This is a genomic window from Limibacterium fermenti, assembly GCF_041902845.1.
Lineage (GTDB): Bacteria > Bacteroidota > Bacteroidia > Bacteroidales > Dysgonomonadaceae > Limibacterium > Limibacterium fermenti.
Genome location: NZ_CP159486.1, coordinates 3518707 through 3537668, shown reverse-complemented (window position 1 = coordinate 3537668; position 18962 = coordinate 3518707). Strand labels below are relative to the sequence as shown.

Below are 18962 nucleotides of genomic sequence, written 5' to 3'. Positions count from 1 at the left end.
CATAGTTCCTAACTCCATTATTTCGGTACATTTTGAGTAATCGTTCCATTACCCGGGTTCTGAGTTGCACCTGCCGGGAAAGGCATTGTCCAGAGATGGGAATCGGGAGTCAACGTGTACGTTTTTCCGTCCACCGTCTTGGTCATTGTGCGGGCATAAGTACCTTCGGCATTGAAACGCCGCGCATCGGCAAACGGGACAATTGTAAAAATCAGTTCATTGTCTTTTGTGCGTCGTATCAGCTCAATGGCGGCCGCTTCGGTCGTCGCCTGCAACGGTTGGTAAACATCCGGACGAATCCGGGTGCGGCGTACCGCGTTCAACGCATCCATGGCTTTGGAGAAGTCATTGTTTCCGGCTTGCCGGGCCAGGCATTCCGCTTTGATCAGGTACATCTCGCAGGTTGTCAAACCGCCCCAGTTGAAATAACCCGATCCGATTCCTGTATAATAGGTGTCCTGGTTGACGGTGCGCCGTTTCCAACGCGAAAGGAAACGGGCATCCCCTTCCTCGAAGCGTTCGGCGCGTTCTACAGGAATCGTTATTTCAGCAGTGGCATAATTCGGAGACCCATTGCCGTGACGGAAATAATAGTTTTCCACATAGGCATAATCGGTAGGAGTCGGTAATTTGTCGAATTTTTCGGGATCTTCGATGATGTCGCTGTAGCGGTTATAATAATCGTTCCAGTCATACAATTCATCTTTTTGCGCCAATGCCAACCCGGCATACCGTAACGCTTCGGGATAGTTTGCCATTTGCAGGTATATCCGGGCCAACAAAGCATATCCCGCACCGAGGTTGGGATGGATGACGGTCATGGACTGTTGGGGCAGCCCCTGCTCGATTGCCTCTTTGATATTCTGTATAATAAAATCATACAACTCTTGCACCGTAACCTGCCGGGAAGGGGCATTGATGATTGAACTGGTAATCAGAGGCACGCCGGGTGTTGTAGCTGCGGTGGCCGCCTCATATGTATCGGCATAGTAGTTGACCAGGACAAAATAGCACAGCGAACGGATTACCTTTGCGTAAGCCATTATTTCCCGGCGTTGCGCATCGGTCGCTTCGGTGGCCGTCGGGACATTCTCCAAAATCAGATTGCAGGACGAGATCGCGGCATAAAGGAGATAATAGGTTCCTTCGTCCGCCTTATTCAATGTAATTCTGTCGGCCGACTCGTCCCACAGGTAATTGGCGCGCGTCAGCGTCATATTATTGAGGCTTGATTTCCATACATATTGGTCGTTCAACAAGTAAAGGGCATTGTAGATCGGAGTTTGTCCGATGGTGTATTCATCCCGTAAGAACGCTTCAAAATCGGCCAAAGTGGAGGGAACCTTCTTTCCTTTAGGCACAATGTTTAAATAGTCATCGCACGAACCCAGGCTGATGCATGCCAGGATCATGATGAGAAGAATGCTGTTTTTTTTCATACGTTTCATATATCGACTCTCCTTTAAAAATTCACATTAATACTACACAAATAATTCGGTTTGGAATAACCGCCCAAACTCCATTTGGAGTCTCGGTTCTTGGCTATCAGGAATACATTCTCCATCCCAAACATGATCCGGACATTTTTCAGATGGAACTTCTGAGAGAAGTCGTCGGGAACACGATAGGTGAGGGATAAATTTCTCAAACGGCCGTGTGAGGCGTCCAAAATGTTGGCCGAGGATTTGGAATATATTTCTTTCGAGGAGGAGTTGTAATCGGGGTTTTCCGAGGGCACATAGCGCGGGATATCGGTATGAGCCTCGTCGCCGGGTTGCCTCCAACGTTTTTCAATATTTTTGCTTACCGGAACCATTCCCGATAAGAACGCAATATTGGTGTTCCGCATTTTATGCCCGCCTTCGAAGAGGAATTGTGCGGCCAGTTCCCACTGTTTATAGCGCAGGTTCGTGTTGATGGCGCCGTTATAGATGGGGATCGTCGTACCCAGATATACGGCATCCTCGATCTTGGTCGGTTCCGATTCGGAAAAAAGAGTTCCTTCCGAATCGTATACCTGCGGCAGTCCTTTTTCGTTCAAGCCCGCCCATTGATAACCGTAGATGGCATTGAAAGGATTTCCAACGCGGGGATAGGCGCCGGCATGATCGAACACCAGGTATAAGGCCGGCGCTTTTACATTGACATACGTTACTTTATTCTTATTGTAGCCCAGAACGCCCGTTACGTTCCAACTCCAGTCTTTGGTGGAAAAGACTTCTCCCGATAAGGAGAGTTCAACCCCCCGGTTTCTCATTTTTCCATTGTTCATGGTATAGGTGCTGTATCCCCAACCTTCGGTGGGGACGCCGTTTGTGTTGGCCAATAAGTCTTCTCCCTTTTTGTTGTAATATTCGATCGTCCCGGTCAGGCGGTTTTTGAGCAGGGCAAAATCAATCCCGATATTGGCGGTCGTTGTTTTTTCCCACCGGAGTTCGGGATTCGGGCGGCTGCTGATCGACCCGCTTATCCCGCCCACATGAATATTGGAACTGTAATAGGCCGTCATGTAAGGGGCGGAATCCTTGGCGATGTTGCCCCCGATGCCATAACTGGTACGCAGCTTGAGCATATCGACAAAGTCCACTTCAAAAAAGTCTTCCTTATCGATATTCCATCCCGCTCCTGCCGACCAGATGGGTTTATTCTGATATTTGGAACCGGTCGCAAACAAATTGGTCCGATCCCAGCGGATACTTCCCGTAACCATATATTTGCCGGCATACGTATACGCCGCATTTCCATAGAAAGAAACGTAACGGTTCACTAATTCCTGCGTCACGAAAACATCGTTTTTAGAGAAGGAAGCCCATCCCCACAAGCCGGAGGTTTTACTCAATAATTGTTCGTTTATTAAACTGTACGTTAAGAGATCCGGGTCGTAATCATATAAATGACGGCGGTTATATTCCAGTTTGTTTTCCCGGGTTTCCGTACCCAGGATGGCGGTCACGTCATGCGCTCCGGCAAATGTTTTCTGAAAATCGAACTGTTGGCGGAAATTGTACGCGCGGCTGCTGTTGGTTGCCGTGGCATATATATTCCCGTAGGGCAAGTTAAAGGTCGCCGGAGCATTTTTGTTGGACGTAGCAAAAGTATTTACTTTATTGCGTACTTCGTAGGAGCTTTTATCTTTCAGTTGGTCGCTTTTGTATTCACCCACTTCGTATTGGAAAGAAGCGGCGTATTTCAGCCAATCGGTGAGTTTGAAATTCAGGCGGGCAAAAGTCCGGTTGCTGAAATCCTTGTTCTTCTGCAGGTTCATCTTCATTTCTTCCAGCGGAGTGATATCGAGATGATAGAGGCCGTTGTCTCGAAGCGTTCCCTGCTGCGATTTGCTGTAACGGTCGGCTTCTGTGTTGGTATAAGGACTCCCGTCCGCATTGAGGAGCGTATTGTAAGGCATATAAGTATATCCCGGCGAGGTCACGCTGTAACTTTGTGTCGCGCCATCGCCGTAATTCAAATAAGTCCCCAGATCCATACTCAACCAGGAGGTGATTCCGGTGGTGTTTTGCATGTTCAAACCGAAACTTTCGTTGTTCGAATACCTGTCTTCAAGGCTATTATGCCGATAAGAGAAAGAAGCATTGAAAGTGTTTCTCTCGTTGCTTTTCCCGATGCTCAGGTTGTATTGTTGCGAAAAAGGATTTCTTTTGCCGTATTTTTCCACATCGTTATAATACCGGTATCCTTGCGAAGCCAGTTCATCCAGTGTCCGGTTCATTTCTTCCGGGCTTATTTTTCCGGCAGCGTTATTCAAGATGGCCCGGATGCCTTGTGCGGAATAAACGGCATTGTCCAATAAGTTTTGCGCATAATCTTTTGCTTTAGACCCTTGCAGTTCCGGATTCATCGCTGCCCATTCTTTTTCCAGCCCGATCATGGTGGCGGCATCGGCCAAATGCCCCGTATAATAATTATACGGTTGTGTGGTGAGCGTAGCGGAGAAAGAAATATCCAAACGGTTCATCTTCGCTCTTTTTGTGGTGATAACGACCACTCCGTTGGCCGCACGCGCCCCGTAGATGGACGCCGCCGCGGCATCTTTCAATACGGTAATGCTTTCGATATCTTCCATATTCACATCCGGAATGCTTTCCTCCCATCCGTATCCTTTAGTGGTGGTTTTTTCTACCGGAAATCCGTCGATCACATAGAGCGGAGTCGATACGCCGTTCATCGTTGTAACCCCCCGGATTCTCCCATCGCGGTAACCCGCTATTCTTCCTTCCATAAGGGAGCTGATGTTGCTGAGCCGCTGCGTTTCCAGTTTCTTGGCATCAACTTTGGCAAAAGAACCGGTAGCGCGCTCGCGGGAAATCGTTTGATATCCGGTGACAACAACCTCGCTCAATAATTCGATGTTCGGTTGCAAGTCTATTTTATAACTTTCAGCGTCGGTCAGGTTTACCTTCTTCGTTTCATACCCTAAATAAGAAACTTCTATTTCCTTGGCCGTACCGAGCAACGTTAACCGGAAGTGTCCGTTTATATCGGTAACGACCGCCGTTAGGGCTTCGTCTTTGGTTTGCCTTACCTGTTCCACACGGGCCGCGGGGAGCGGTTCTCCGTTTTCATCGACGACGATACCGTAGATGGTTCGGTCGGTGGATTGTGCATAGGTCATCGTTCCGCATACAAACAACGAAATAAAAACCAGTACCGTCCGGATGAACTTTTCTCTGGCGTTTCTTCCGTTTGTGAATGCATCGTACGCCGTATGCACAGATTGATGGGAACTGTCGGAGTTTCTTTCAAGCCGTTTGCCGGCCGGATGTAAGTTGGGGAAAAAATTGGAACTCATAATTTTTGTCGTTATATAAAGATAGGAGGAACAAAACTAAACAATTTTGAAAAATATAAAAATACCGTTGATGTGGTATGCGGAAAACAAGTACGGAAAGCGAGCCGCCCGTTTTGTTGATAAACTGTCTGTATTTTAGCCTTTAACCCGTGATAATAGAAAGCAGGGATACCCGAAAAATAATAGATTGTTATTTTTTCGGAATACGGCAATTTCCGATTTTGTAAAAGGATAACCCGTTGAATGCGTCTATTTTTAATCTTTGTGATTGTTTTTATAGAATAGTTCACGCATCTTTGTGCGGTAGGCGGAAGGAGGCATCCCGACGATGGATTGAAAGGCGCTATAGAATGTTCCCAACGTATTGAAGCCGGTATCTACGGCAATCGCTTTCAAAGGCGTATCATCTTCCGGATCGGAAATGATGCGCAAGGCCTCTTCTATGCGGAGCCGGTTGATATAATGATTATACGACAATCCGGTGTGGTGATTAATTACTTGCGATAAATAACTCCGGTTTGTATTCAATTTTTCGGCTAATTTATCTTTGGTGAGCATATTGTCTTTATACAATTTATCGTCGGTCATGAGTTGATGCAGTTTGGCATAGAGTTCAGCGCTTTTCTCTTCGGAAAGGGCCGACGTAACATATTTTTCAGGATGGATGTTTTCTGCGCTTTGAGGGGATATCCCGGAGGAAGGGCTTGTTTTTTTTAACGCTTTTTCTTGTTCGGCCTGATAGAAATTGCGGCGAACAATCTCCATGTACCGCTTGTTGCGGCGGCGGTTTGAAAGATATAGCAGGATGCCGGCGACGAGAATAATGAAAATAGCAATGTAAAGGATTTGGAGTTTGCGTTCTTTTTTCAAGAGCAGGATATCCTGTTCCTTTAATAAGTTTTTTGTTTTTTCCGCTTCAAACTTCATCATCAATTCCGATAAATGATATTCTCTATCCTGATGGAAGATGTTGTCATGCTCCCGGAAGAAAAGCTTAAACGCCTCGAGCGCGTCGGAATAAGCGCCGGTTTCTTGATAATATTGTGATAAAGCGTAATACAAGTCGCGCCGGGTTTGGGTATTGTCTTTATTAACGGAAGCGATATCGATGCCCTTTTGCAGGAAGGCAAGCGCCTGGTCGTAATGCTTTGTCCGGAGGGCCACTTTACCCAGTCCTAAATAAGCATCCAGGATATTCGACGTTTGGGTCTGGTCGGATTCGTTGAGCGCTTTTTGATAATACGCTTTTGCTTTGTCGAGATAGCCCCTCTCAAAATCGATATGTCCGAATAAAACATATACGTTGGCTTGGTTCAAATATTTTTTTTCGATCATCAATAGCTCCGCTTCTTGCAAAAAACGAAGCGCTTCGTCGTATTTTTTCTGAAGGAAAAGGCAATACGCCGTCGTGCTCGCCCCGATAAATATCAGGTACGACTGATTCAGGTCGTGTCCCCGCCGGTAGCATTCGAGGGCATACGATAAGCCGGCGACATCTTTTTTGGAATAATAAACGACGGACAAATTACACAAAAGCAGGGAATGGAGGCGTTCGTTAGCCGAGCGTTCGGCGGCCTCTATCCCTTGCAGTAAATAATAGATGGCCCGGTAGTAATTGGCATCGGCGTTCATATGATAAATGCCCAGTCCGTTATATACCGAAGAGAGGGCGAAGTCATCCTTCGCTCCGGAGGCTAAGGTATAAGCCGAATCGAGGTTTTGCTTTGCCACCGGAAAACGGTCTTGCATGATATTCGCCTGCCCTAAGCCGATAAACGCATACGTTTTATAGGTATCGTGGCGATAGGTGCGGCTCATTTTTAATAATTGATCGGACACGTCTATGCAGCGGTCGTAGTCTCCGATATGGAGATTGGCCATCGTTAAATATTTTAAGGCAGCCATGGTCAGTTCCGGCGCATCGATCGTTTGAGACAAGAGCAGCGCCGAATCGGCATACGACAACGCTTCCCGGCCGGATGTATCGGCATATTCTTCCGCCAGCTCGAGTAATTTTAAAATTTTACGCTCTATATGGCGGTTGTTTCCGGCATGGGCAGAAGGGAAAATAAGAATAAGACCGATTCCTAAAAGAGCCCATTTGCAACACAACTTACGTAAACGACTATCTCTTTTTTTTCTATCCATTTTACAGACTTGACGGTCAAAGGTAGAAATTTTTTTTGATAAATAGCCATCTTCCCCCTACCTCGAGCGCCAAGGCATGCTGTCCGGATTTTTGCGGTAATCGCGAGGGTTGTCAAACCATTCGTCCCTGTCGATAGTGATATGCGGTTTCGCCTTGGGTGGGTAATCGCGATAAATGTAGCTGAGGGCTATCCATAGCAGCGCGAGCAACGCCATTGCGGTAATGAACCAACCGAAATCACGGCGGGCTCTTCGACGGACATTGTGCGGATCGGCGGGATCGTAAAGCGGATTGGGTACGTTTTTGCCGCACGACAGGCAAATGAGTTTTTGGTGGTATTGCATTTCGAGCGTATAATCTACCTCCGCGCCGCAATGGGGGCAGTGCGTCCGGTAAATGCAAGTGTGTGGAAACAGCGGTTCAACGGGTTGTTTCCGGTTCGGTTTCCCGGCATATTTTTTCATCGTCATTCATTCTTTTCCTCAATCGATACAGGTCGTTACCTCGCCGTTCCCCAAGGTCGGTATGATTTAAAAAAAAGAGGCATGGGAACTGTTAGTCTTTACCCGTTCATAAGGCTCTACCAAAGCCCTTGCAAGAGTAAAGCAACAGCCCCACGCCAAACAGGCGCGGAGCGTTTGTTGCTATTACCCCTTGCAAGAAAAATTTGGTAGATTTTATGAACAGGGTAATATCTAAAACGCTTCTCGTTTTATTTCTAATAGATTACGCTTCTACGCGTATCGCGGCAAAGGTATTTATTTTTTTCAATAAAAAAACAGGGTTATGCCGAAATTTTTTTTGAATTTGTTGATCCCTTGTTCGAAGAAAATCGTTATCTTTGTGACAGATCGTCGGATTCCGCCACAGAACTGACGGATAACGGCCGAAAAAATGAATTACTAATACAATGAGTAAGAGCGGTATATATACGCAAGTCATCGAGTCTCTTTTACCACCCATTTCCATTCAAAAGAGAGCAGGGAGATATATGTTCCCGTTCGAGGACTCTATCGCTACCGCAATCTTGTTTTTCTACCCACCGGTTTTTGAAAAAAACGAATTATATCCATTGCCCGTTTCTTCTTTTAAGGGCTTGTTATCGTTTTGTGTGTCTCCATTACCTGCGGAAAAGACAACGGAAAAGGTTTTGGGTTCCGCTTCTCTGCGGAAGCTCCGGCCAGACCCATCCGCCTCTCCGCAGCGCCGCGGAAGAGAAAACGACTTCTATCCGACGTTTTGCGCCTATGCGGAAGGGAAAAAAATCACCTTTCGCCCGTTCCGCATGGCCGCGGAAGTGGAAAAAGAAGATATCCGGACTTTTGCCCGTCTGCGAAACTTACAATCGGACTTGTCCGGCTCTCCGGGGCGCTGCGAGAACGAAAAACCGTGTTATCCGGCTCTTCGTTTGTCTGCGGAGGCGAAAAAAACGCCTTCCCGCCTTTCCGCATTCTTTCCTAAAGCGCGAAAATCGAATTTCTATTTATATCGATCTGTTATATATCAAAATTTTGAAAATCATGGAAAAATTATTAATTAGTTTTTCCCGGTTGACAACGACCGGATTGGGGACGCTAGGGCGGAACACTCTGGAAGTCTCGAAAAAGAGTACCAATGCAACGGTACAGGAAGACCCCCTTTATCTGGAGGTAGTAAATGCACATACCGGATACGAGCGTTCGGTGTTGAAAAATATCTATAGCGGGTTGGGGCCGGAAGTGAAGTCTCAGGATTTGGTGCGTGACCGGCTGGATGCGGGCTTTCATGATCTGTTGACCGGCTTTGCGGCTTTCGATGATGAAAAAGGATTGGCTGCCAGACAACTGTTAGAGGTGTGGGATGATTTAGGCGCTGTTTCGGGCTTGAATTACGGCGACGAAACGGAGGTGCTGCATAAAAAAATCGAAACGTTTTCATCGGAAGAGAATCAGGCTTTGTTGACCACCGTGGGATTGGTGCCGCATTATGAAGCCCTGAAAAAGGCGCAAGAGGATTTCGACGTTCAGTTCCTTAAGCAAGTCGATGCCAATTCGGCGCTGCGTCAGCAACCTTCGGCCAGTACCATCCGTCACCAATTGGAAGATGCGCTGCGTGATTATTACGGGATGGTGTCGGCCTTGCGTAAACAGTCCGGTTGGAGCGACTTATACCACGATCTGGACGAAGTGTTGAAAGCCGCCAAGCGGTCGATTCACGACAAAAATGACGAGGACGAAAAAACCCGCGACAAAAAGTAACGAATACCGGAAGTGCCGCGCCATGCGGCGCTCCGGTTTGGAATATTTATCCTAAACAATATCCTTTTTTTCTGAATTAAATAATTAAATACGAGAATTTTATGAAAAAACAAAAAATCATTTTCTATAAGGGGATGCTATTGCTTTTCGTGTGGGCCGTCTCTTTATGTTCTTTTGCACAGAATATTACCTTGCGAGGGAATGTCTCCGACACCAAGGGAGATCCGTTGGTAGGGGTAACGGTTCAGGCCGAGGGTTCGACGGCCGGAACCGTTACCGATGCCGATGGAAATTTCACTTTGCCCAACGTGCCCGGAAACGCCACTCTGGTAATATCGTATATGGGGATGCGTACGCAAACGATTGAATTGAACGGGCGTACCACGTTGAATGTGGTGCTGGAGGAAGATGCCGAGTTGCTGGATGAAGTGGTGGTGGTCGGTTACGGTACGCAAACGCGTCGCGAGATTACCGGCTCCATCGCCAACGTATCCGAAGAGAACTTTAATAAAGGAATTAACCGCGATGCCTCCGACTTGTTGCAGGGGAAAGTTGCCGGATTGATCGTCACGTCCGGATCGGGCGATGTGACGCGCGGCTCGCAAATCCGCCTGCGCGGGACATCGACTTTGCAAAACGACCAGGGGCCGATGATCGTCATCGACGGCATACCCGGGGGCGACATGTCTACGGTATCGCCTTCCGATATCGAATCGATCTCGGTGTTGAAAGATGCTTCGTCGGCTGCCATTTACGGATCCCGCGCTGCCGGAGGCGTTATTCTCATTACCACGAAACGCGGTTCGGGCGCCAAAAACCTGTTGCAATACGACGGCTATGTGTCGGTCGACCAGGTTGCCAATAAACCCGATATGATGAATGCCGCCGAATGGCGCGCAACCAATAAGGAGTTGGGGAACGATATCAGCAATTTCGACGGCTACACGGCCGATACCGATTGGTTCGGCGAAATGCTTCGCACGGGAATATCCACCAACCATTCCATTTCGCTTTCGGGGGGAGGCCCCAAACACAACTACCGGGCTTCCTACACCTTTTTGGATCGTACGGGTATCGCACGCGATAACGAGATGACGCGCCATTCATTCCGCTTCCAACTCCAGCAGCGCGCCATCAACGACCGTTTGCGGGTGGGCTTGACGGGTTCCGGAACGTTGACCGATATGCGCTTCCCGTTCCGGGACGATTTTATCCTTGCCTATAATATGCCGCCGGTGTATCCGGTGTATAACGAAGACGGCTCGTATTTTACCGCCGCCAATAACGCTTACGACCAGGGTAATCCCGTGCAAAACCAGGATCAGAACTACCGTAAGGCGAGCAATAACTATTTTTACGGCGCGGGTGATCTCCAATTCGACATCGTCGAAGGGCTTAACCTAAAGGCTTCCTTCTACAAGAGCCGTTTTTCCAGTGACTACAGCGAGTGGGAGGATCCCCGCAACTCACGCGGCGACGGTAACAACGGCCTGGCGGTGCGGCAAGCCCGGAAATGGGATCGGGAACTGATGGAATGGACGGCCAACTATGAAACGACTTTCGGTGCCGACAAAACGCATAAATTCGATGCGATCCTCGGGTATTCCTGGGAAAACAATGTCTTCTCCAGTCAGCGGTCGCAAGCGACCGACTTTGTGGTCAACTCCATGGGCGCCGACAATATCCAGTCGGGAAACTCGTTGAAAATAGGGGAGGTTACTTCCAGTAAAAATGCCTATAAATTGATTTCGTTCTTCGGCCGCGCGCATTATAGTTATCAAGACCGTTATATGGTTACCGCTACGGTGCGCCGTGACGGTTCGTCGAAGTTCGGTAAAAACCATAAATGGGGGACGTTCCCTTCCGCTTCGGCCGCCTGGGGTATTTCGCAGGAACCGTTTATGGAAGAGATCGATTGGGTGAAAGACCTCAAGTTGCGTGTCGGTTATGGCGTGACGGGAAACCAGGACGGGTTGCAGCCTTACAAGTCGCTCGAACTTTATTCGGCCGCGGGAACATATTACAGCGACGGGTCGCAACTCACCGCGTATAAGATTTCGCAAAATGCCAATCCCGACCTCAAGTGGGAATCGACCGCCATGTTAAACATCGGCCTCGATTTTTCGCTGTTCAACAACCGCCTCAACGGGACCATCGAATGGTATGACAAGCAAACATCCGACATGTTATATACGTATGCCGTCTCCACGCCGACGTATGTTTACGATAAAATGCAGGCCAATGTGGGGAATATGAGTAATAAGGGTGTCGAACTGATGCTGAATATCGATGTGGTGAAAAACAAAACATTCACCTATACCACAACGGTCAATCTGGCTCATAATATCAATAAGGTTACCAAACTGTCCAACGAGTTGTATTCCACCGGACGTATCTATACGGGTGATCCGTGGATTCGCGGCGCTTCGGGCGTTACCTCGCATGTGGTGGAGGTCGGATATCCCGTAGGGCAGTTTTATATGCTGAAGTGTACGGGACTCACCGAAGACGGCAAATACATTATCGAAGATAGGAATAAAGACGGGCAAATCACCGATGACGACCGTACCTACGTGGGCGATTCGCAACCCGACTTGACGTTCGGATGGAATCATTCTTTCTCCTGGAAAAATTGGGATGCCAGTATCTTTTTCCGTGGAACCGCCGGGAATAAAGTGCTCAACAATCCTCGCGCCGCTTATGGCAACAACACCTACCTCAGCGGCGCAAACGCCTTGAACGACGAGCTGGTGAGCATCTTGCGCGAAAACTCGCGCGTAACCTCTTTTTATGTCGAAGACGCCTCGCACATCCGGTTGGATAATATGGCTATCGGATATACATTCAATACCAAATCAACCGATTGGCTGGAAAGGGCGCGCGTGTATGTAGCCGGGCAAAACCTGTTTGTGATCACCGGTTACAAAGGGCTCGATCCCGAAGTGGAACTCTTCCGCGGTGAACCTTCCGACGACGGCGCCGGCCTTTCGCCGGGTATCGAGGCGCGTAATTATATGCCGAAGGCGCGTTCTTTCACTTTTGGCGTTAATCTGACTTTTTAATAGGTATCATTGATTTAAAAAAACGACGTTATGAATAAAAAAACAATCATACTCTCTGTTTTATCCGGAATTTTATGGATGGCGGTCTCCTTCTCTTGTACGAACCTCGATGAGGAGATATACGATCAGCTTGCCGGAGATTTCCCGGAAACCGAAAAACAACTCAATGCCGTTATCGGCGATGTATATAATTCGTTAAGGACGTATTGGCCGGGCAACTATCTTTATCTGTCGGAATGTGCCGGCTCGATGGCTGTGACGCCTACCCGCCTCGGGGGCGACTGGTACGACGGCGGCCAATACCGCGAACTGTTCATGCATACCTGGACGGCGCAAACCAGCCAGGTGAAAACGGGTTGGAGCAATGCCTCCAACAGTATCGGAAAATGTAACGCCACCCTTTATATTATCGAACAAACCGATGTGGTGTCGGATGACGCGAAAAAAATCCTGACGGCGGAAGTCCGGGGCGTGAGGGCTTTCTGGTACTATACCATGCTCGATTATTTCGGAAACGTTCCTCTGGTTACCGAATATGTGCCGGCGGGTAAAACGTTGCCTACAAACAGTTCCCGGCAGGTGGTCTTCGACTGGCTTGTGGAAGAGGTTAAAGAAATTGCCCCTTCTTGCCCCGATGCTTCTGCGTATGCCCGCTTTACGAAGGGCGCCGCATATACGTTGCTCGCGAAGTTGTTGCTCAATGCCGAAGCTTGGGGCGTAACGTACGGCGGCGATGCGTATAAGGAAGCCTCCGATTATTGCGATTTGGTATTGGGGATGGATTATATTCTCGAACCGGTATGGAAGGATAATTTTTCGTTAACCAACCACAACTCGCGCGAGGCCATCTTTGCCGTGGCTTTCTCTAAGACGGACACCGAAAACCAGAATCAAATGATGAACCGGACGTTGCATTATAAAGACCAATTGTCATTGGGCGGCAATTTCTCCGCATGGAACGGTATTTGCGCCCAACCCGAATATGTGGAGCTTTTCGATGTTGAGGATCCCCGTTATGCCGGTTCGTTCCTGATAGGAAAACAGTACGACCGTGCCACCGGGAAAGTGATTATCACCGATCACGGGTTGGAACTCAATCACACCGTTGCCGTCACCATGCTTCCCAATACGGAATACGACGGTACGCCTTGGGGCGCGGTTAATCAGCACGACGGCGCCCGCTGCCTGAAATGGCCGTATGCCCAGGATTTGGTCAATGCGATGGAAAACGACTTCCATATCTTCCGGCTTGCCGATGTGTACCTAATGAAAGCCGAAGCCGTTCTCCGTTCGGGAGGCGGCGGTGCGGACGCAGCTAAGTGGGTCGACGATGTTCGTGCACGGGCGTATGGTAATAGAGATCACGATTACAAAACCGTCGATTTGGCGAAAATCTTGTTGGAACGCCGGCTCGAATTGGCATGGGAAGGTTCGTCCCGCCAGGACGATATTCGTTTCGGCGAATTCGGGAAAACCATGTGGAAGGCTTCCAACTGCGAACGGGCGACAGGAGAGCATCTCAAACTTTATCCGATATCGCAGGACGCTTGGCAAACCAACCCTAATTTGGTGCAAAATCAGGGGTATCCTAAATTTCAATAATTTTTGTATGGGAAACACCCCTGGTTTCCTGAAATGACGGTAATGCGAGCCCGGAAAAGTTTCCCTTATAGAAGCTTTTCCGGGCTTTTTTTATCGGCGCCGAACCGGTCTTCGATTTTTTGTCTCATTTTTCGTAATTGTTTCGTATCTTTGAAGATTAAAATAAAGGAAGACACATGACAAGGTTTGTTAATCCCGCATACGACGTAGCATTCAAGCGGATTTTCGGTCAGGAAGACAGCAAAGATTTGCTGCTCGACTTTTTGAATGACTTGTTGGAAGTCAAATTGCGGACGGATGTCATTCTTGCCGACCGTGATACCCACGAACAATTCAGCGATAAGCTGCGTTTTATTTTCGTGGAACTTCCGTTTTTCACGAAAACGAAAACGAAAACGGAATGTGTGACAGGTTTGGATAAATGGATTTATACATTAAAGAATATGCAAACATTAAAAGACATTCCTTTTAAGGAGGAAAAGCCTATTTTTAAAAAACTGGAGAAGATTGCTGATCTTACTTCCTTGAGCAAGGAAGAGCGCAGAATGTACGATGCCGATATCAGGGCCTACCGCGATCGGTTAGCCCAGATTAATTCTGCAAAACGGAAAGCAACGAGGGAAGGCAAAGCTGAAGGACGGGCTGAAGGGAGAGCTGAAGGAGAAGCAGAAGGCCGGGCAAAAGGCGAAAGAAATAAGCAGATCGAAATGGTGCGGAATATGAAAGCCGAGGGCATTCCGGTGAAGGTGATCTCTAAAGTGAGCGGCCTGTCTGTCGAAGAAATCGAAAAGCTGTAAAGAAATCGAAGCACCCGTTTCTCAATCTTAGATAATTCCACTATTTTTGCATGAAACAATCCATTAAACGTCTATGCAAAAGAAAATACTCATCACCGGAGCCAGCGGTTTTATCGGGAGCACGGTAGTAGACAAGGCCCTTGAACTGGGATATGAAACCTGGGCGGGAGTTCGCACTTCCAGCAGCCGAGAGTATCTGACAGACCCCCGCATCCGGTTTATCGACCTTACGTACTCCGATAAAGAAAAGTTGACGGAGCAATTGCGGCTGTTTGCCCGCGACAACGGTCGATTCGATGCCATCGTGCATATTGCGGGGATGACCAAAGCGCTGCACAAAGCCGATTTCGACAGGGTAAACGATGGATACACCCGCCATTTAGCCGATGCGCTAATCGAAACCGGCACGGTTCCCGATAGTTTTATTTTTATGAGTAGCCTGAGTGCCATCGGCAAGGGCGATGAGGAGAATTACGCGCCCCTTCGCGCCGAACAAGAGCCTAATCCCACCACGGCTTACGGACGCAGCAAGCTCAAAGCCGAGAATTACCTGAAGAGCCTCCCCGGTTTCCCGTATGTCATCTTGCGTCCCACGGGCGTGTATGGCCCTCGCGATAAAGATTATTATATCCTGGTTAAATCCGTAAAAAACGGGTTGAATGTCGGCGCCGGCATGAAACGGCAACTCCTGACTTTTATTTATTCCGAAGATCTTGCCCGGGTTATTTTCCTTTGCATCGAAAAACAGGTGAAAAGAGTCGAATATATCGTCGCTGACGGGGATGTGTATACCGATGAGGAGTTTAACCGAATCGTGCAGGAGGTTTTGCACAAAAAGCGCGTGCTGCGATTGAAGATTCCGCTCGGGGTGGTGAAAGGCGCTGCATGGGTGAGTGAGAAGGTGGCTTCCTTGCTGGGAAGGGCTTCCACTTTCAACACGGATAAATACAACATTATGGAGCAGCGCAATTGGAATTGCGATATCGAACCGATCCGTACCGGTTTGTCATTTAAACCCGAATATCCTTTGCGCCGCGGGGTGGAAGAAACCGTTCGTTGGTATAAAGAAAAGGGCTGGTTGTAAAGGTCTTCGATAGGACTTTGTGATAATGTCTTCGGCGATATTGCTTCGCGATAAGGGCCGAAGCCGATAACACTTTGCGGATATGCCGGCCGTTAATCCTTAAAATTAAGAACAAATAACGGTCTGAAAACGACTTACACAGGTATTTTTTATATTTTTGTTGTTCTAAATGAAACAGAAGAATGAATATTGCGCTGATCGGCTACGGTAAAATGGGGCACGAAATCGAAAAGATCGCCCGGGAGAGAGGACATACCATTGTCTGTATTATTGACTTGAACGAAGAAAATAAATTCGATTCGCCCGAATTCAAGCGGGCGGATGTAGCCATTGAGTTTACCTCTCCGCAAAGCGCGCTGCAAAATTACCGCCGGGCCTTTGCCGCCGGCGTACCCGTTGTTTCGGGAACCACCGGATGGCTCGAACATCTCGATGAGATAAAGAAAGCTTGCCAAAACGGAGGCAACACCTTCTTCTATGCCTCGAATTTCAGCTTGGGAGTCAATATCTTTTTTGCCGTCAACCGTTATCTGGCCAAGATAATGAACGGCTTTCCGGCCTATGATGTCCGGCTTGAAGAAACGCATCACATTCACAAACTCGATGCTCCGAGCGGCACGGCCATTACGCTTGCCGAAGAGATTCTGGCTTCTCTCGATAGAAAGCGGGAGTGGAAGCTCGATCGTGTCGATCGCGAAGACCAATTGCTCGTGAAGGCTTTTCGCAAAGAGGAAGTTCCCGGTATACATGCCGTTACGTACGAGTCAGAGGAAGATGTGATCCGCATTGAACACGAGGCGAAGAGCCGTCGGGGATTTGCCTTGGGAGCTGTTGTCGCCGCCGAGTTTACGGCCGGTAAAAACGGCTTTTTAGGAATGCAGGATCTGTTGAATTTTTAATGCCGTTTATAAACTTACAAAACGTATGATATCACTCAAAGAAAGATTTTCAAAAGCTACACGTCGTCAATGGATTTGGTTTGCCGTGTGGACTATCGCGATTCTGCTGTTTTCCGTATGGTACGGAAACCCGTGGATATTGTTACTTATCGTGCTCTTCTTCGATGCCTATATTACCAAATATATACCCTGGACTTTTTGGAAAAAGTCCAAAAATAAGTCGTTCCGGAAAGTAATGGAATGGGTCGATGCGATTATTTTTGCATTGATTGCCGTATATTTCATCAATGTCTTTTTCTTTCAAAACTATCAGATACCGACCTCTTCACTGGAGAAGTCGTTGCTTGTGGGCGATTTTTTGGCGGTCAGTAAACTTAGTTACGGTCCTCGTGCGCCGATGACGCCCTTGTCGTTTCCGCTGGCGCAACACACCATGCCGGTTGTCGGAGGCAAATCGTACCTGGATAAGCCGCAGTGGAAATACCGCCGGTTGAAAGGCTTTGGAAACGTGAAAAGAAATGATATTGTGGTCTTCAATTTTCCGGTGGGCGATAGCGTAGCGTTGAATATGCAGGGCGTCGATTATTATACGCTCAGTTCCTACAACCCGAATGGCCGGGAAGGGATCCGCTCCGATAAAAGGACGTATGGCGATATTGTGTACCGTCCCGTAGATCGTCGCGAAAATTATGTGAAGCGTTGTATCGGCCTGCCGGGCGAAACCGTCGCTTTAAGAAACGATAGTGTGTTTATCGATGGCCAATTCCAGCCGAACCCCAAGTTATCGCAACACAATTATATGATTCAAACCGATGGTTCGGTGATATCGCCGCAGGTGTTTGAAGAGATCGGAATCAATATTGGCGATTACTTTTCGGACAATGGGTACGGACAATCGATGCTTAAGATGCAGGATCTCTCCCAACTAGATAGTCTCAATATGGCTTTGTACAGTCTTCAACAACGCAATGGAAATAACGGAAGGCTTTATTATAATATTCCCATGACCAACGAAATGGTGGATAAATTAAAATCGAAACCATTTATATGGAACATCATCAAGGAAAAAGAACAGGTCGGAATGTCGTCCTATTATCCGTTCGGCTATGAAACCGGCTGGACCCGCGATACCTTCGGGCCGCTATGGATCCCTAAAAAAGGGCAAACGGTTACGTTCGATACCGATGTCGACTTTAAAGTCGCTGCTTATCGCCGCTGTATCGAGAACTACGAGGGGAATCAGTTGGAATACCGCGACGGAAAAGTATCTATAAATGGTCAACAGGTCGATTCCTATACCTTTTCCTTGGATTATTACTTTATGATGGGGGATAACCGTCATAATTCGGCCGACTCCCGCGTATGGGGTTTTGTGCCGGAAGATCATATCGTAGGCCGTCCGATTCTCATCTGGCTTTCGTTAGAAAAAGACAAAGGGTGGTTCAATGGGAAGATCCGTTGGAAACGGTTGTTCCGAAGTGCGAAAATACCCGCATGAAGGGAACAGGTTCGGCGGGAACCGTTCTTCTCTCTTCATTCTATTTAGCCCCCATTGAATACTACAGCGTGCTGTTTCGTGCGCCGGAGGTCTGGATGGAAGTGCACGATACCTATCGAAAGCAGTCGTACCGGAACCGGTGTGTCATAGCCGGGGCAAACGGCCCGATGGCATTGAGCGTACCCGTCGAAAAGCCTCCTTCGCCGCACACGGCGATGAAAGATATGCGCATTGCCGATCATGGAAATTGGCGGCATCTGCATTGGAATGCCCTTGTATCGGCTTATAATTCCACGCCGTTTTTCGATTATTATCGCGATGATTTCGAGCCGTTCTATCATAAGACATATCCTTTTCTTCATGATTTCAACGAGGAGTTGCGTTTATTGGTGTGCCGTTTGCTCGGTATTCCGGAGCCGGTTGTCTATACGCCGTCGTATATCGACGTTGTTCCGCCCGGATGGGCCGATTATCGCGAGACAATCGATCCGAAGCAGCCTTTGCACTCGGGCGAAACCGGCTTTTTCCCGAAACTTTATTATCAGGTTTTCAAACAAAAACAGGGGTTTCTGGAAAATCTGAGCATCATTGACTTGCTTTTCAATATGGGCAACGAGGCCCGGTTGTATTTAGGATGACAATTAAAGAATTTTGTCACTTATAGATAAATATTGAGCTTACGGCTGAAAAATAATCAACAGTCTCTAATTTTCAGCGTTCCGTATTCATCGATTGATTACGAGTCTATTACTTCTTTTTAAAGATCTCCTATTCTCAAACTCTTTATATCTTTTCTTATGAAAAACACCCCGAAAGTATCAAAATAC

The 18962-nt window shown here is 47.9% G+C and carries 13 protein-coding genes; 9 read left to right on the top strand and 4 right to left on the bottom strand.

The window, feature by feature from the left end:
- Positions 1 to 17: 17 nt before the first annotated feature.
- The 4 genes from ABNK31_RS15290 to ABNK31_RS15275 form a co-directional block, all read right to left on the bottom strand.
- Positions 18 to 1439, bottom strand: a complete 1422-nt coding sequence (locus ABNK31_RS15290; RefSeq protein WP_418895419.1) for a RagB/SusD family nutrient uptake outer membrane protein — start codon at positions 1437 to 1439, stop codon at positions 18 to 20.
- 23 nt (positions 1440 to 1462) lie between these two features.
- Positions 1463 to 4807, bottom strand: a complete 3345-nt coding sequence (locus ABNK31_RS15285) for a SusC/RagA family TonB-linked outer membrane protein (protein WP_418893316.1) — start codon at positions 4805 to 4807, stop codon at positions 1463 to 1465.
- A gap of 255 nt (positions 4808 to 5062) precedes the next feature.
- The gene (locus ABNK31_RS15280; RefSeq protein WP_418893315.1) at positions 5063 to 6955 is read right to left on the bottom strand and encodes a helix-turn-helix domain-containing protein; all 1893 of its coding nucleotides are present in this window, start codon (positions 6953 to 6955) and stop codon (positions 5063 to 5065) included.
- Between the two features lie 57 nt (positions 6956 to 7012).
- The gene (locus tag ABNK31_RS15275; protein WP_418893314.1) at positions 7013 to 7426 is read right to left on the bottom strand and encodes a hypothetical protein; all 414 of its coding nucleotides are present in this window, start codon (positions 7424 to 7426) and stop codon (positions 7013 to 7015) included.
- Positions 7427 to 7866: 440 nt separating this feature from the next.
- On the opposite strand from ABNK31_RS15275, the gene ABNK31_RS15270 reads away from it, so the two are divergent.
- The 9 genes from ABNK31_RS15270 to ABNK31_RS15230 all read left to right on the top strand — a co-directional run bounded on the left by ABNK31_RS15270 (position 7867) and on the right by ABNK31_RS15230 (position 18773).
- The gene (locus tag ABNK31_RS15270; protein WP_418893313.1) at positions 7867 to 8496 is read left to right on the top strand and encodes a hypothetical protein; all 630 of its coding nucleotides are present in this window, start codon (positions 7867 to 7869) and stop codon (positions 8494 to 8496) included.
- A complete protein-coding gene (locus tag ABNK31_RS15265) occupies positions 8477 to 9193 on the top strand; it encodes a DUF6261 family protein (RefSeq protein ID WP_418893312.1) in 717 nt (238 codons plus the stop codon). The genes ABNK31_RS15270 and ABNK31_RS15265 overlap by 20 nt, the downstream gene beginning before the upstream one ends.
- A gap of 134 nt (positions 9194 to 9327) precedes the next feature.
- Entirely contained in the window at positions 9328 to 12255 is a 2928-nt protein-coding gene (locus ABNK31_RS15260; protein WP_418895418.1) for a SusC/RagA family TonB-linked outer membrane protein, read from the top strand.
- A gap of 30 nt (positions 12256 to 12285) precedes the next feature.
- A complete protein-coding gene (locus ABNK31_RS15255) occupies positions 12286 to 13857 on the top strand; it encodes a RagB/SusD family nutrient uptake outer membrane protein (protein ID WP_418893311.1) in 1572 nt (523 codons plus the stop codon).
- A gap of 176 nt (positions 13858 to 14033) precedes the next feature.
- Complete coding sequence (locus ABNK31_RS15250) at positions 14034 to 14654, top strand: PD-(D/E)XK nuclease family transposase (RefSeq protein WP_418893310.1); 621 nt, start codon at positions 14034 to 14036, stop codon at positions 14652 to 14654.
- 73 nt (positions 14655 to 14727) lie between these two features.
- Positions 14728 to 15738, top strand: a complete 1011-nt coding sequence (locus ABNK31_RS15245; RefSeq protein WP_418893309.1) for an NAD-dependent epimerase/dehydratase family protein — start codon at positions 14728 to 14730, stop codon at positions 15736 to 15738.
- Between the two features lie 182 nt (positions 15739 to 15920).
- Positions 15921 to 16637 (top strand): 4-hydroxy-tetrahydrodipicolinate reductase, encoded by a 717-nt coding sequence (gene dapB, locus ABNK31_RS15240; RefSeq protein ID WP_418893308.1) that lies wholly within the window; start codon positions 15921 to 15923, stop codon positions 16635 to 16637.
- A 25-nt stretch (positions 16638 to 16662) separates the two neighbouring features.
- A complete protein-coding gene (gene lepB, locus ABNK31_RS15235) occupies positions 16663 to 18135 on the top strand; it encodes a signal peptidase I (RefSeq protein WP_418893307.1) in 1473 nt (490 codons plus the stop codon).
- Positions 18132 to 18773, top strand: coding sequence for a WbqC family protein (locus tag ABNK31_RS15230; protein ID WP_418895417.1), 642 nt, complete (start codon positions 18132 to 18134; stop codon positions 18771 to 18773). Before lepB ends, ABNK31_RS15230 begins: the two co-directional genes overlap by 4 nt.
- The last annotated feature ends 189 nt before the right edge of the window (positions 18774 to 18962 follow it).

Bases quoted from the DNA above. Each gene is read 5' to 3' on its own strand.
- ABNK31_RS15290 (WP_418895419.1), bottom strand. From the start codon at position 1,439: ATGAAAAAAAACAGCATTCTTCTCATCATGATCCTGGCATGCATCAGC.
- ABNK31_RS15285 (WP_418893316.1), bottom strand. From the start codon at position 4,807: ATGAGTTCCAATTTTTTCCCCAACTTACATCCGGCCGGCAAACGGCTT.
- ABNK31_RS15280 (WP_418893315.1), bottom strand. From the start codon at position 6,955: ATGGATAGAAAAAAAAGAGATAGTCGTTTACGTAAGTTGTGTTGCAAA.
- ABNK31_RS15275 (WP_418893314.1), bottom strand. From the start codon at position 7,426: ATGACGATGAAAAAATATGCCGGGAAACCGAACCGGAAACAACCCGTT.
- ABNK31_RS15270 (WP_418893313.1), top strand. From the start codon at position 7,867: ATGAGTAAGAGCGGTATATATACGCAAGTCATCGAGTCTCTTTTACCA.
- ABNK31_RS15265 (WP_418893312.1), top strand. From the start codon at position 8,477: ATGGAAAAATTATTAATTAGTTTTTCCCGGTTGACAACGACCGGATTG.
- ABNK31_RS15260 (WP_418895418.1), top strand. From the start codon at position 9,328: ATGCTATTGCTTTTCGTGTGGGCCGTCTCTTTATGTTCTTTTGCACAG.
- ABNK31_RS15255 (WP_418893311.1), top strand. From the start codon at position 12,286: ATGAATAAAAAAACAATCATACTCTCTGTTTTATCCGGAATTTTATGG.
- ABNK31_RS15250 (WP_418893310.1), top strand. From the start codon at position 14,034: ATGACAAGGTTTGTTAATCCCGCATACGACGTAGCATTCAAGCGGATT.
- ABNK31_RS15245 (WP_418893309.1), top strand. From the start codon at position 14,728: ATGCAAAAGAAAATACTCATCACCGGAGCCAGCGGTTTTATCGGGAGC.
- dapB (WP_418893308.1), top strand. From the start codon at position 15,921: ATGAATATTGCGCTGATCGGCTACGGTAAAATGGGGCACGAAATCGAA.
- lepB (WP_418893307.1), top strand. From the start codon at position 16,663: ATGATATCACTCAAAGAAAGATTTTCAAAAGCTACACGTCGTCAATGG.
- ABNK31_RS15230 (WP_418895417.1), top strand. From the start codon at position 18,132: ATGAAGGGAACAGGTTCGGCGGGAACCGTTCTTCTCTCTTCATTCTAT.